This window comes from uncultured Sphingomonas sp., from assembly GCF_964021865.1.
In the GTDB taxonomy this organism is placed as follows: Bacteria; Pseudomonadota; Alphaproteobacteria; order Sphingomonadales; family Sphingomonadaceae; genus Sphingomonas.
This window is the reverse complement of sequence record NZ_CAXIAM010000004.1, coordinates 44,188-56,035: the sequence shown is the minus strand read 5'-3', so window position 1 is coordinate 56,035 and position 11,848 is coordinate 44,188. Positions and strand designations below refer to the sequence as shown.

Genomic DNA, 11,848 nt, shown 5'->3' with positions numbered 1-11,848 from the left:
GAGACAAGGCTTCGACAAGCTCAGCATTTCCTCAGGGCGAACGGAAGGACGTAGACTGGCAGGTAACCACATCATCTGAAGGCGGGAGGTGACGGCAATGGCGCCGTCGCGGGATCGGCGCCCCGGCTTTTCGCGGCGCGCGCAATACGGACTGTTCGTCACCTACATCCTCGGCATCGCCGGGGCGGTGGTGGGAGCGGTGCTGCTTGCGCTGTCGACCTTCAACCCCGCCGCCTTCGCGATGGCGCGCGCCGCGCTTGCCGAAGTGACCGCCCCCGTCTCCACCGCCGGCGCCGCGGTCGTCCGCACCCTCGCCACGGTGCCCGAGGAGATCGGGACGTGGTGGCGCGTCCACGACGAGAATGCCGCGTTGCGCGCGCGGCTGGAACGCGCACGCGGCGCGTTGCTGGTCGGGCGTCAGGCGCGGCTGGAGAACGTCCGGCTCCGCGCGTTGCTCGCCTTGCGCGATCAGAACCCACAGGTGGTCGCCACCGCACGGATCGTCAGTACCAGCGGGTCGAGCACCCGCCGATACGGCCTGTTGAACGCCGGGGCCTGGCAGGGCGTGGCCGAAGGGCAACCGGTCCAGGGGCCGGAGGGGCTGATCGGACGAGTCCTCTACACCGGCCCGAATACCGCGCGCGTGCTGCTGATCACCGACGCCGAAAGCGTCGTGCCGGTCCGCCGCTCGCGCGACGGCCGGCCCGCGCTGGCGGCCGGGCGCGGCGACGGGCTGATCGACATCCGCACCATCGACACCGCCGACGGCAAGTTCCGCCCCGGCGACATCTTCGTCACCTCCGGCACCGGCGGGATGTTCGTCCCCGGCGTGCCCGTCGCGCGCGTGCTGCGCGACGGCACCGACAGCGCGCCGGCCCGGCCGTTCGCGCGACCGGACACGCTGGATCTCGCGATCGTCCATCGTGCGTTCATGCCGCCCCCGCCACCGTCGCCCACGCCCGCCCCAACGCCGACTCCGACGCCCACGCCCGATCCGTGACGCCCCCTGTCCGCCCGCCCTTCGAGGAACCGCTCGGCCGTGGACGCGCGCGGCTGTTGCCGTGGGCGACGGTGATGGTCGGCTCGCTGGTCACGATCCTGCCGTGGGGCGCGACGCTGCCGCTGCTGCCGCCGGTCGGGCTGCTGCTGATGCTGTCGTGGCGGCTGCTCGCGCCGCTGTCGCTGCGCGTCTGGGCCCCGGCGTTGCTCGGGCTGTTCGACGATCTGCTCTCGGGTCAACCGCTGGGCAGCGCGATGCTGCTGTGGACGCTGGCCTATTTTCTGGTGGAGGCGATCGATGCGCGCTCCGGCGTGCGCGACTTCGCGCAAAGCTGGGCGATCGCCGCGCTGGCGATCGCGTTCGTGCTGCTCGGTGGCCGACTGGTGGCGACACCGCTCGATGCCCATGTCGACAGCGTGCTATTGCTCCAGATCATGACCTCTGTGCTGCTCTTCCCCGCCGCCGCGCGGCTGGTCGCGTGGATCGACCTGCGGCGCGCGCTATGAGGCCGCGCGCGCCGAAGATCATGACCGAGGCGGCGCAGAGCTACAGCTTCTCCCGCCGCGCCTGGCTGCTCGGCGCCGGACAGGCGGGGCTCGGCGCGCTGCTGATCGGGCGGATGGGCTATCTCGCGATCGCGCAGAACGAGCATTACAATTTGCTCGCCGAGAGCAACCGCATCAGCATGACGATGATCCCGCCGCGCCGCGGCTGGATCGTCGATCGCCACAACCAGCCGATCGCCAGCAACCGCACCGATTTCCGCGTCGACGTGATCCCCGACCGGCTGGAGGACAAGGACCGCGTGCTCGCGCATCTGCGCGCGCTGATCGGCCTGTCCGATGAGGATCTCGCGCAGATCAATGCCGAGCTGGAGCATGCCCCCGGCTTCCGCCCGGTCGAGATCGCCGAGAACATCGACTGGGAACGCTTCGCCGCGGTGCAGGTCCGCCAGCCCGAACTGCCCGGCGTGGCGCCGACGCGCGGCTTTGCGCGCCATTACCCCGCCGGCCCGGCGGTCGCGCATCTGATCGGTTATGTCGGCGCGGCGACCGCCGAACAATACAAGAAGACCCGCGACCCGCTCTACGTCACCCCGGGGTTCAAGCTCGGCAAGGACGGGCTGGAGAAGACGATGGAGCCACTCTTGCGCGGAACCGCTGGCGCCAAGCGCGTCGAGGTCACCGCCCGCGGCAAGCTGGTGAAGGAACTCGCCACCCGCCCCGACGTGCCGGGCCGCACGCTGCGGTTGACGATCGACGCGGGCCTTCAGGAATATGCGGCGCGGCGGCTCGGCACCAATTCGGGCTCGGCGGTGGTGTTCGACTGCACCAATGGCGAAATGCTCGCGATGGTGTCGATGCCCGCCTACGACCCGAACACCTTCTCCGAAGGCATCAGCCAGATGGAGTGGAAGATGCTGAGCGAGGACGATCACGTTCCGCTCATGAACAAGGTGACGCAGGGGCTCTATCCGCCCGGCTCGACCGTCAAGCCGATGAACGGGCTGGCGCTGCTTGCCGCCGGTGTCGGCGCGGACGAACGCGTGTTCTGCTCGGGCGCGATGCGCGTGGGCAATGGCGTTTTTCACTGCCACAAGCGCGGCGGTCACGGTCCGCTCGATCTCAAGAACGCGATCATGCAGAGCTGCGACATCTATTTCTACGAAATGGTGCGCCGCGTCGGTTACGACAAAATCGCGCCGGTCGCGCGCGAGCTGGGATTAGGGCAGAAGTTCGACCTGCCCTTCTCCACGCAACGCTACGGCACCGTCCCCGACAGCGCGTGGAAGCAGCGCAAGTACAAGACCGACTGGAAGGTCGCGGATTCGCTCAACGCCTCGATCGGCCAGGGCTATGTGCTCTCCAACCCGCTGCAACTGGCGGTGATGGCCAGCCGGCTCGCGTCCGGTCGTCGGCTGGTGCCGTCGCTGATCCGCGATCCGTTCAAGCCGCAGGCCGAGATGCTGCCGATCGACCCCGAGCATTTCCGCATCATCCGCGAGGCGATGGACGGGGTCGTCAATCACGGCGGCACCGGCGGCGCGGCGCGGATGCTGGTGCCCGGCGTCGCGATCGCCGCCAAGACCGGCACCGCGCAGGTCCGCCGGATCACGATGGCGGAGCGGCGCTCGGGCGTGCTCAAGAACGGGCAATTGCCGTTCAAGCTGCGCGACCACGCATTGTTCGTGTGCTTCGCGCCCTATGACAATCCGCGCTATGCCGCGGCGGTGGTGCTCGAGCATAACGGCCATACCGTCCGCAACCTCGACACGCCGATGATCGGCCGCGACATCATGACCTATCTGTTCGATCGCGACCGGGCGATGAAGAGCCTTGCCGAGGTCGAGCCGACCTGGGGCGGCGACATCGCCACGCGCATGGCCGCGCAGCGCGCCGCGTATCGCGCCGCCCATGCTCCGGCCCCGCCGGTGATCGACGACGACGACGTGCCCGCCTCGAACTCGCCCGCGGTCGCGGCCGCAACCGACGCATCGAACGTCAGCGCCGAGGCGACCGCGCGCGACATTGCCACCAGCGGCGGCCCCGCCCGGACCGGCTCGCCCGAGCCCGAAACCGACAGCGAGCGCCGCGCCGCGCCGCTCGACCCCGCCACGGACCCGCAACCATGAGTGGCTTCGTTCCCGCGCCGCTTGCGATCCTGCCGTGGCGTGTGCTGCTGCTCGTCACCGCGATCGGCGGCTTCGGCCTCGTCGTCCTGTATTCCGCCGCCGGCGGCAGTCTGCGCCCCTGGGTGATCCCGCAGGGATTGCGGTTCGCGGTGTTCATGATCGGCGCGATCGCCTTGTCGCGGGTGCCGCTGGAATGGTGGAAGAAGTCGGCTTTCTACATCTACGGCATCTTCCTTATCCTGCTGGTGCTCGTCGAACTGCTGGGCGCGGTGCGCGGCGGCAGCCAGCGCTGGCTGGGCTACGGCCCGGTGCGCATCCAGCCGTCGGAAACGATGAAGCTCGCCATCGTGCTGGCGCTCGCGCGCTTCTACGATCTATTGCCCGCTGCCGAAACGCGCCGCTTCCAGGCGATCTGGCCCGCGGCCGTCCTGATCGGGATGCCCGCGCTGATCGTCATGGCGCAGCCCGATCTAGGCACCGGGCTGATGATCTGCGCGGGCGGCGCAACCGTGATGTTTCTCTCCGGCGTGCCGCTGCGGCTGTTCGTCGGCGGCGCGCTGGCGGTGGCGACAGCGATCCCGCTCGCCTTCAACTACGTGCTCCACGATTACCAACGCCACCGCATCCTCATCTTCATGGACCCGGAGAGCGACCCGCTCGGCACCGGCTATCACATCAGCCAGTCGAAGATCGCGATCGGGTCGGGCGGGCTGTTCGGCAAGGGCTTCCTGCAGGGCACGCAGAGCCATCTCGATTATCTGCCGGAGGGCCATACCGACTTCGTCTTCGCGACGATGGCGGAGGAATGGGGGCTGGCGGGCGGTGCGTTCCTCATCATCGCCTTCCTGCTCGTGATCCGCTGGGGCGTGAACGTCGGCGTTCGTGCCGAGGATCGTTTCGCCAAGCTCGCCGCGGCAGGGCTGGCAACAACGATCTTCTTTTACATGGCGATTAACCTGATGATGGTGATGGGGCTGGCGCCGGTGGTCGGTATCCCCCTGCCGTTGGTCAGTTTCGGCGGATCGGCGCAGATGACGGTGCTGATCTCGCTCGGCATCCTGATGGGCATCGACCGTTCGATCTCGGCACGCCGGTCGTCGCGCTGGTGAAAAAAGTCAAAAAAGGGGTTTGCGAATCCGGGAAGCGCTGTTAGAGGCGCGCTTCCCGATCGCGGGGCGGTTCTCCGGAAGCGCTTTCCCCATGATCGCTGGACGCATAGCTCAGTTGGTAGAGCAGCTGACTCTTAATCAGCGGGTCCTTGGTTCGAGCCCAAGTGCGTCCACCAGTTTTTTCGACGGCCTCGCGAGCGATCGCGGGGCCGTTGTGCTTTGGACGTGATGACTCACGCCGCCTCGGCGTGTCCGCAACGGCTCATCGGATCAGCCCGCCCCTCCATGCGCGTGCCCGTATCAAACCCTGCTTCTACGCTGAAAGCGCCGCAACTGTTCATTACAGGCTTGGAACGAGCTGCCGGATACCGGGTTTCCTCAACGACCGGAGGACCTTGCATGAACGTCGACGCCCGCCTGACACTGCTGACGCGGGTAGGCTTTGCCACCCGGGGTCTGCTTTATCTAGTGATCGCCACGCTGATCCTGCGCACCGGGCGGGCGGAAGATCCCAGCGGCGCGCTTGAATTTCTCGGTCGAGGCGGCGGCCAACTCCTACTCGGCGTGCTGACAATCGGGCTGATCGCCTACGGAATCTGGCGGGTGGCCGATGCCGCTTTAGACATCGAACGGCACGGCGTGGACGCGAAAGGCTGGGCCGAGCGTGTCGGCGCGGGCGTCAGTGGTATCGTGCATCTCGCATTGGCATGGCAGGCGGTCGGCCTCATGCGCGGGGTGGCGCAATCGGGCGACAGCACGCGAGAGGGCACTCAGATGGCGCTGCGGTTGCCCGGCGGCTGGGCGCTCGTCATGGTCGCCGCAGCCATTCTGGTCGCTTTAGGAAGCGTCCAGCTCGTCAAGGCCGCCAAGGGCTCGTTCCTCCGCTACCTCGATCCGCGCATTGTGCGGCAACCATGGGTGCGGTGGAGCGGTCGGGCAGGTTATGCGGCGCGCGGCGCCGTGTTCCTCATCATGGCTGGCTGCTCCTCAACGCCGGTATCGAAGAACAGGCCAGCGGCACTGGCGGCATGGCGCGGGTTTTACGTTGGCTGACCCACCCTTTTGACCTGATCGTCGGTGCTGGCCTGCTGGGCTTCGGCCTGTTCAGCCTCGTTGAGGCACGCTTCCGTCGCTTGCACGACGTACCGGTAGATGCGGTCACGCGCAAATTCGTCTAGCGGCAGCAACAAGGAAGATCGAGCGCAGGCAACAGGCTTAGATTTTCGTGCGGCGATCGACGCGGTAGCGCATCTCGGCGGCGAAACTGCGGGTCAGCGCCACCAGATGGGGCGTGGTGGTGCGATCCTCGGCGATCACATCGAGCATCGCGAACGCGCGTGGGCCCCAGCGCTTGTCGGCGAACAGTGCGGTGGCGCGATCAGGCACAACCTCCTGCGCCGCCGGCCAGCTGGCGAGACAGGCGAGTCCCGTCAGCAGGTCGCGCAACTCCGGCGGTGTCATCTCGAGCCGCTTCAACGCCCGCGCGTCGCCGTAGCTTGAGGGAAAGCCATCCTCGAACGCCGTCAGCGTCGCGGCCTGCTCGGTCGCGGGCACCTGCGCGCCCGGGACGCAGCGCGGCGCCACCGGCACATTGCGGACAACGCGGGGTGCGTCGAGCAGCCGAACGTCACCGTTGCGATAAGCGTAAATCGCGCCCGCGATCGGCACGACCAACGCACCGTCAGCGACGCGCGACTTTCCTGCGACCGCGCAGGGGCCGAACGGCGTGCTCGTCACCAACTCCTCGGCGGAGCGGCGCGCCACCACGACATAGCGCGCCGGGCATTGCGGCCCACCGTCACCGCGCACCAGCCACAACCGCTCACGCCCGATCCGGTACGCGCCGACCACCGCCAGCCCGTCGACCAGCGTCCCGCCGAACGGCCGCGACACCGTCACCGTCCCGATCCGCAGCGCCTGCTCGCTGCCGGCATTGACCACCTGCGCCCGCTGCGCGCAGAGCGGTGCAGCGCCTAGCGCCACGGCCAGACCACCGATCGCGGCTGCTATCCTCCGTCGCATTAGATCGCTTCTCCTGATCCCGTCGCCGCCTCTACGCCGCCGCGCACGGCCGGTTCCGGCGGCTCATGCGCCGTTGCCGCGCGCCAGTTGCTGCGCGGCGGCCTGCAACCGCGAAATCACGCCGTCCGCGCCGTCGCCGGCGCTGGTGTCCAGCGCCTCGCTCAGCGCCGCGCGCATCCCGGCCAGCTGCCGGTCGGCCGGTGCCCCCGACAGCCCGGCCAGTTGCACCACCGCCTGCCGCGTCACATCCTCCAGCGCGCGGCGCAATTCGCCCTCCTGCGTCGGCGTCGCGCCGGTCCGCGCACCGAGATCGGCGGCCAGCCCGCGCAGCTCGTATACATCCCCGCCGCGCGCCAGTTCGGCCGGATCGGGACGGAACCCGCCCGTCGCGACACCACTCGATGCCGCCCAGGCGTGCGAGGCGGAGTCAAGCGTCCGCGCGCTCTGCCCCACCCACGCGAGCACCCGGTGCCCAATCTCGCCGATCGCGGTCCCGGCCAGCGAGCGCGCATCATCATGCGCGCCGTCGCCGATCGGCGTTACCGCACCGGCCACGTGAACGGGGGTAGTAGGCAGCCGGGAGAAACCGTCGATCGCGGTCATGACGTCACCTCTGGATCAGCGGAGCGGTGCCGCGCCATGCTCGGCGTCGGCGGGACGGGAGCCGGGCTCCGGCGCAGCAAAACGATCGAGCGGACCCGGCTCGGCCAGCAACCGCTCCAACGGCGTCTGCCGCTCGGCCGGCGCGGTCATCGGGTCGGTCGAGGGCGCGCCGCGCATGGGGGCGGCGCCGATGCTGGCGACAGGGTTCATCTCACGCTCCTTACCGACCCTAGATGGCGTGTCCCGGCCGTCCGCGCCATCATCGTTACGATTAGGTGTGCTCCACCGGCGGCTCGGCCGCGAACCGGTCGAGCGGTCCCGGCGTCGACAGCAAGCGATCGAGCGCGCTCTGCGGCAGCGCCGGTGTCGCGGCGTCCGCGCGGCGATCGATGATCTGGTTCTGCATCGCGGCATTCGCATCCTGCACGATCCGCTCCGCCGCCTTGCGATCGCCGCAGCCCAGCCCGACGGCCGGCGGATGCACCGTCGCCCCGGTCGCACGATTGATCCCGTCCATCTCCAACCTCCTCGTCATCCTGCATCGACCCCGCTCGATCGCGTCAGTACCCGCCCTTCCGGCACAGCGCCAAAAGCCGCGGCAGGTTCGGATCGTCCTCGCCCGCCGCCATCCGGTCGCGCGCGTTCGCGCAGATCTGCCGGCTGCGCGCGGGCGAGCCCTTCGCCTTGCCAGTGCGATGGTGCGCCTGCGCCGCGCTCGCCGCCTGCACCGCCATCGGCGCGCTGACCGCCGCCGGGTCCATCGCCCCGCCGGACCACTCCTGCGCGGCCAGCGGCGTGCCGACCGCGAGCCCACCGACAAGCATCACCCAAGGCCAGCCCATCCTGCCGCCGCGCTGTCGGTTGGTCACACACGCCTCCGTCATCATGGCACGTCCCCGCGGTACGCGTCCGCCGGGCGCACCGGCATCATCGTTTCGATTAGGCGATCGCCCCCCGCCTAATCGAAACGCTGATACCGGCCCCGGCCGCAACGCCGCATAAACGGTTCATCGAACGGCAACCGGCGTCATGGCAGACGCCGCAATTGGGAGAAAGCAGATGGTTTTCGGTATCGGCAACTTCAGCCCGGTCTCGCTCCTCGCCACCGCGGCGCTCGGCCCGGCCGGCGGCCTGGCGGCGTCGCTCACGTCGCAGCTCTATGCGAGCATCGGACAGGAAATCATCGGCCGCCTCGGCGCGCAGCTCGGCTTGCCGCAGGCGTCGATCTCGCTGGCGCAGAACGCATTCGCCGCGGGTTCGGGCAATTTCCCGAGCCAGGTCGACAGCGTGCGCGACACGATCCAGGAACTCGGTAGCTTCACCAACGCTTCTCCGAGTGAGATCGGCGAGCAGCAGCGCACGACCGAGAACTTCATCAGCGACATCGTACGTCAGAGCCGCGAACAGGCTGAGGAGTCGCAGGGCGGCGGGGTACGCGGTACGAAGGGCCAGGGCTGGTTGATGGCCATGGCAAAGGCTCTCGGTGCGCAACTCGATAAACTGGGTGCCGAAATGGAGGACATGGCTGGACGAATCACCAAAGATACGCCGAGCCTCTCCGCCGAATTCAGCGTCGTCTCGCAGCAGTTCAATATGTTGATGAGTGCTACGACCAACGCCATCAAGACAGTCGGCGAAGCGATGGGCAACGCCGCTCGTAAGAACTAACAATCCAAACGCGTGACCAGGCTCGCCTGGTCACGCATCCTTTTTGACGATTTACGAGAATCGATGTATAGACTTGGTAGCGCAATTGAGGATGCTACAATGAAGATGGTCTTGATGTTTGCCCTGGTGGCGATGCTCGGCACCCCGGCGGTGGCACAGGTCGACCCGGCAACCGTCGGACTAAGCCAGGTTCTCCGTGCACAAAACGAAGGTTATGCTGATCGTGCACGTGGGCGCACAGCTACTGCGCGCCCATCGCCGGCCCGGGTGAAGTATCTTTGTACGCAGCGCTTACCTAGCTTTCGCGCGCAGTACGGCGCGAACAACGCCGACGTAGTTGAATTGGCTGGCCTGTGTCGCCGGGCGGGCTATTGATCGGCATTGAGAAGGCGTTCGGATCGTGATCGTCCGTACAACGAAGCTCGGCATGACTCTGTTCTTCGCATACATCGCAACGCCTGCGGCTGCGCAGATCGACACGAGCGCGATCGTTCAGGGACAGCTGACACGGTCGATGATGGATGGCCATGCCGAGCGCTCAGGACGCACATCGCGCACAGGACCTAGCCCCGCCGAGATCCGGCAAACATGCACCGTCGATATTAGCGTGTATATCAAGCGCCATGGCCAAGGCGACTCCCGCGTGCAGCGGCTCAAGCCCATGTGCCGTCGCGCCGGATACTGAAACGGTTGGCCGGGGGCGATCATGCGTGCCGTTTCCGCAATTTTGATCGCAGCACTCGGTTCGGTCTTTCTTGCCTCGCCCGCCGCCGCGCAACTTGATCCGGGCACGGTGGCGCAGGGCCAGATACTCGGGGCCATGAACCAAGGATACGCAGATCGTGCGCGCGGCAAAGTTGCTCGCCCTCGCACGTCGGCCGCTCGCATGGCAGTTATCTGCACAAAGCAGCTACCTAGCGCGCGCGCGCAATACGGGGCTGACAACGCCGACGTCGTCCAATTGAGCCGTCTGTGTCGTCGGGCCGGCTACTAAGCTGCGCTCGTGCCGATCATCAGGCTCGGGAGGCGGAAGGAAAACGCAATGAAAGCCCGGCAGCCAGCTCTTATTATCGCATTTTGTCTGAATCCTCTGCTGTCCCTGTCTCCCGCGACAGCGCAGATGGATACAACGAGCCAAGCTCAGGGCATGATCCTGATGGGGCAGAATCAGGGTTACATCGATCGTGCGCGAGCGCGCGCAGACACGCCGCGCGCGGCTGCATCGGAAATGGCGACCATCTGCACGAAGGGCTTGCCGAATTACCGTCAGCAATATGGTGCCGACCATCCAGACGTTCGGGTGGTCGAGCAAAGTTGCCGCCGGGCAGGTTATTGAGCTGCGCCATGCGCTACCGTCATATCGCTCGCGCCGCCGTCCAGCCGTTTGCGCTCGTTGCCATGCCCGCAACCGCGCAGATCGACATGGGTGCGATCGTTCAGGGCCAACTCTCGCGGTCGATGATGGACGGCCATGCCGAGCGTGATCGCGGCACGCGTGCAGCGAGAGGCAACGCACGCACCGCGACCATCTGCACCGACTATCTTCCGGTCTATCGCAAGCGATATGGCGACGATCATCTCAAGATGCAGAAGATGAAGGCCATGTGCCGCCGTCTGGGCTATCGATCCGACGCCGAACCACCCCCTGCCCCACGCCCCCGCAAGCTCAATCGGTCGGGTAGAACAGCAACCCCGCCAGCACCGCCAGCTCGCGCATCCCGTCCAGCTCCAGCTTGCGCGCGACATTGGCCAGATGCACCCGCACCGTATTCTCCGACATCAGCATCAGCGTCGCGATATCGCGATTGGCACGCCCCCAGCCCAGAAACCGCACGCAGGTCAGCTCGGTCGGCGTCAGCTTGAGCAGCGCATCGCGATGCCGGGCAGGCACGCGCGCCGCCTCGACGATATGCTCGCCCAGCGTCACCGGGGCGGGCGCGCCCGGCTGCGCATCGGCGCGGCGCAGCAGCTCGGCGATCGCCGCGATCCGCTCGTCCTCGGTCGCAGTGGCGGTCGTCACGGCGCACTCCCCTGCGCCGCGAACGCGCGGAGCAGCGCGCGCAGCGCCTCGGGCCGGGTGGCGACGTCATGCACGATCGCGGCGACATAGCTGCCCAGCAGCAGCAGGATCAGCGCGGTCGACGCGAATGCCTTGAGCGACATCGACAGCGTGAACACGTTGAGTTGCTGCGCGAAACGGTTGATGAGCCCCAGGCACAGGTCGATCAGGAACAACGCGCTCAGCACCGGCGCCGCGAACAAGGTGGCGAGCACCATCAGCCGCCCGAACTCGCCCTCGAACAGCACCAAAGTCGCGGCGTCTAGCCGCGGCATCGGCGCGGCGATCGGCCAGATCGCATAGCTTTGCACCACCACCTGCACGACCATGCTCAGCCCGCCGGAGAACAGGAACACCACGCTCGCCAGCCGTCCCAGGAACGCACCATTCAGCGAGGTCTGGTTGCCGGACAGCGGATCGACGACCTGCGCCAGCGTCGCGCCGACCTTGGCATCGATGATCTCGCCCGCGCCCTGCAACGCCCACAACACCGATCCGAAAAAGAAACCGATCGTCAGCCCGACCAGCACCTCCTTGGCGATCAGCCCGGCCCATTGCTGCGGCGCCAGCGCGGAGACGAGCAGCGGCGGCTGGATCATCAGCGAGATCACGCCCATCGCGACGAAGATCGAGTTGCGGACCATTGCCGGCACCGTCTCGGTCGAGAACATCGGGAGCAGCAGGAACGTCGCCGCCACCCGCGCGGTCGCAACGCCGAGCAATAGGACCTGATCGGCCCAGCCGTTCATAGCGGG

Annotated in this window: 17 protein-coding genes and 1 tRNA gene; 10 read left to right on the top strand and 8 right to left on the bottom strand. The window is 67.5% G+C overall.

The annotated features are described in order from the left end of the window. The first annotated feature begins 97 nt into the window (after positions 1–97). From mreC to AADI75_RS02060, 6 genes are all read left to right on the top strand, one after another. Complete coding sequence (gene mreC / locus AADI75_RS02085; protein WP_341207399.1) at positions 98–1,000, top strand: rod shape-determining protein MreC; 903 nt, start codon at positions 98–100, stop codon at positions 998–1,000. Next, positions 997–1,506 carry a rod shape-determining protein MreD gene (gene mreD, locus AADI75_RS02080; RefSeq protein ID WP_341207398.1) on the top strand — a complete coding sequence of 170 codons (510 nt, stop codon included), beginning with the start codon at positions 997–999 and terminating at the stop codon, positions 1,504–1,506. The genes mreC and mreD overlap by 4 nt, the downstream gene beginning before the upstream one ends. Then, positions 1,503–3,632, top strand: a complete 2,130-nt coding sequence (gene mrdA / locus AADI75_RS02075; RefSeq protein ID WP_341207397.1) for a penicillin-binding protein 2 — start codon at positions 1,503–1,505, stop codon at positions 3,630–3,632. Before mreD ends, mrdA begins: the two co-directional genes overlap by 4 nt. After that, entirely contained in the window at positions 3,629–4,741 is a 1,113-nt protein-coding gene (rodA, locus tag AADI75_RS02070) for a rod shape-determining protein RodA (RefSeq protein WP_341207396.1), read from the top strand. The genes mrdA and rodA overlap by 4 nt, the downstream gene beginning before the upstream one ends. 100 nt (positions 4,742–4,841) lie before the next feature. Then, positions 4,842–4,917: transfer RNA gene (locus tag AADI75_RS02065), tRNA-Lys, on the top strand. A gap of 223 nt (positions 4,918–5,140) precedes the next feature. Beyond that, positions 5,141–5,794 carry a DUF1206 domain-containing protein gene (locus AADI75_RS02060; RefSeq protein ID WP_341207395.1) on the top strand — a complete coding sequence of 218 codons (654 nt, stop codon included), beginning with the start codon at positions 5,141–5,143 and terminating at the stop codon, positions 5,792–5,794. 162 nt (positions 5,795–5,956) lie between these two features. Here the strand turns inward: AADI75_RS02060 and AADI75_RS02055 are convergent, their stop codons facing one another. The 5 genes from AADI75_RS02055 to AADI75_RS02035 form a co-directional block, all read right to left on the bottom strand. Beyond that, the gene (locus AADI75_RS02055; protein ID WP_341207394.1) at positions 5,957–6,763 is read right to left on the bottom strand and encodes a hypothetical protein; all 807 of its coding nucleotides are present in this window, start codon (positions 6,761–6,763) and stop codon (positions 5,957–5,959) included. A 63-nt stretch (positions 6,764–6,826) separates the two neighbouring features. Next, a complete protein-coding gene (locus tag AADI75_RS02050; RefSeq protein WP_341207393.1) occupies positions 6,827–7,366 on the bottom strand; it encodes a hypothetical protein in 540 nt (179 codons plus the stop codon). Positions 7,367–7,381: 15 nt separating this feature from the next. Further along, a complete protein-coding gene (locus tag AADI75_RS02045; protein WP_341207392.1) occupies positions 7,382–7,576 on the bottom strand; it encodes a hypothetical protein in 195 nt (64 codons plus the stop codon). A 61-nt stretch (positions 7,577–7,637) separates the two neighbouring features. Beyond that, entirely contained in the window at positions 7,638–7,883 is a 246-nt protein-coding gene (locus tag AADI75_RS02040) for a hypothetical protein (RefSeq protein WP_341207391.1), read from the bottom strand. A gap of 43 nt (positions 7,884–7,926) precedes the next feature. Further along, a complete protein-coding gene (locus AADI75_RS02035) occupies positions 7,927–8,235 on the bottom strand; it encodes a hypothetical protein (RefSeq protein ID WP_341207390.1) in 309 nt (102 codons plus the stop codon). 160 nt (positions 8,236–8,395) lie between these two features. Here AADI75_RS02035 and AADI75_RS02030 point away from each other — a divergent pair, with 160 nt between their 5' ends. From AADI75_RS02030 to AADI75_RS02015, 4 genes are all read left to right on the top strand, one after another. Then, positions 8,396–9,034, top strand: coding sequence for a hypothetical protein (locus AADI75_RS02030; protein WP_341207389.1), 639 nt, complete (start codon positions 8,396–8,398; stop codon positions 9,032–9,034). A gap of 12 nt (positions 9,035–9,046) precedes the next feature. Continuing rightward, the gene (locus AADI75_RS02025; protein WP_341207388.1) at positions 9,047–9,409 is read left to right on the top strand and encodes a hypothetical protein; all 363 of its coding nucleotides are present in this window, start codon (positions 9,047–9,049) and stop codon (positions 9,407–9,409) included. A gap of 52 nt (positions 9,410–9,461) precedes the next feature. Beyond that, positions 9,462–9,719 (top strand): hypothetical protein, encoded by a 258-nt coding sequence (locus AADI75_RS02020; protein WP_341207387.1) that lies wholly within the window; start codon positions 9,462–9,464, stop codon positions 9,717–9,719. 357 nt (positions 9,720–10,076) lie between these two features. After that, entirely contained in the window at positions 10,077–10,370 is a 294-nt protein-coding gene (locus AADI75_RS02015) for a hypothetical protein (RefSeq protein ID WP_341207386.1), read from the top strand. Here AADI75_RS02015 and AADI75_RS02010 read toward each other — a convergent pair. The 3 genes from AADI75_RS02010 to sctT form a co-directional block, all read right to left on the bottom strand. Further along, positions 10,364–10,612, bottom strand: coding sequence for a hypothetical protein (locus AADI75_RS02010; RefSeq protein WP_341207385.1), 249 nt, complete (start codon positions 10,610–10,612; stop codon positions 10,364–10,366). The genes AADI75_RS02015 and AADI75_RS02010 overlap by 7 nt on opposite strands. A gap of 88 nt (positions 10,613–10,700) precedes the next feature. Then, a complete protein-coding gene (locus tag AADI75_RS02005) occupies positions 10,701–11,054 on the bottom strand; it encodes a LuxR C-terminal-related transcriptional regulator (protein ID WP_341207384.1) in 354 nt (117 codons plus the stop codon). Beyond that, positions 11,051–11,842: a type III secretion system export apparatus subunit SctT gene (sctT, locus tag AADI75_RS02000; RefSeq protein ID WP_341207383.1), complete on the bottom strand. Its 792-nt coding sequence runs from the start codon at positions 11,840–11,842 to the stop codon at positions 11,051–11,053. Before sctT ends, AADI75_RS02005 begins: the two co-directional genes overlap by 4 nt. Positions 11,843–11,848: the final 6 nt, after the last annotated feature.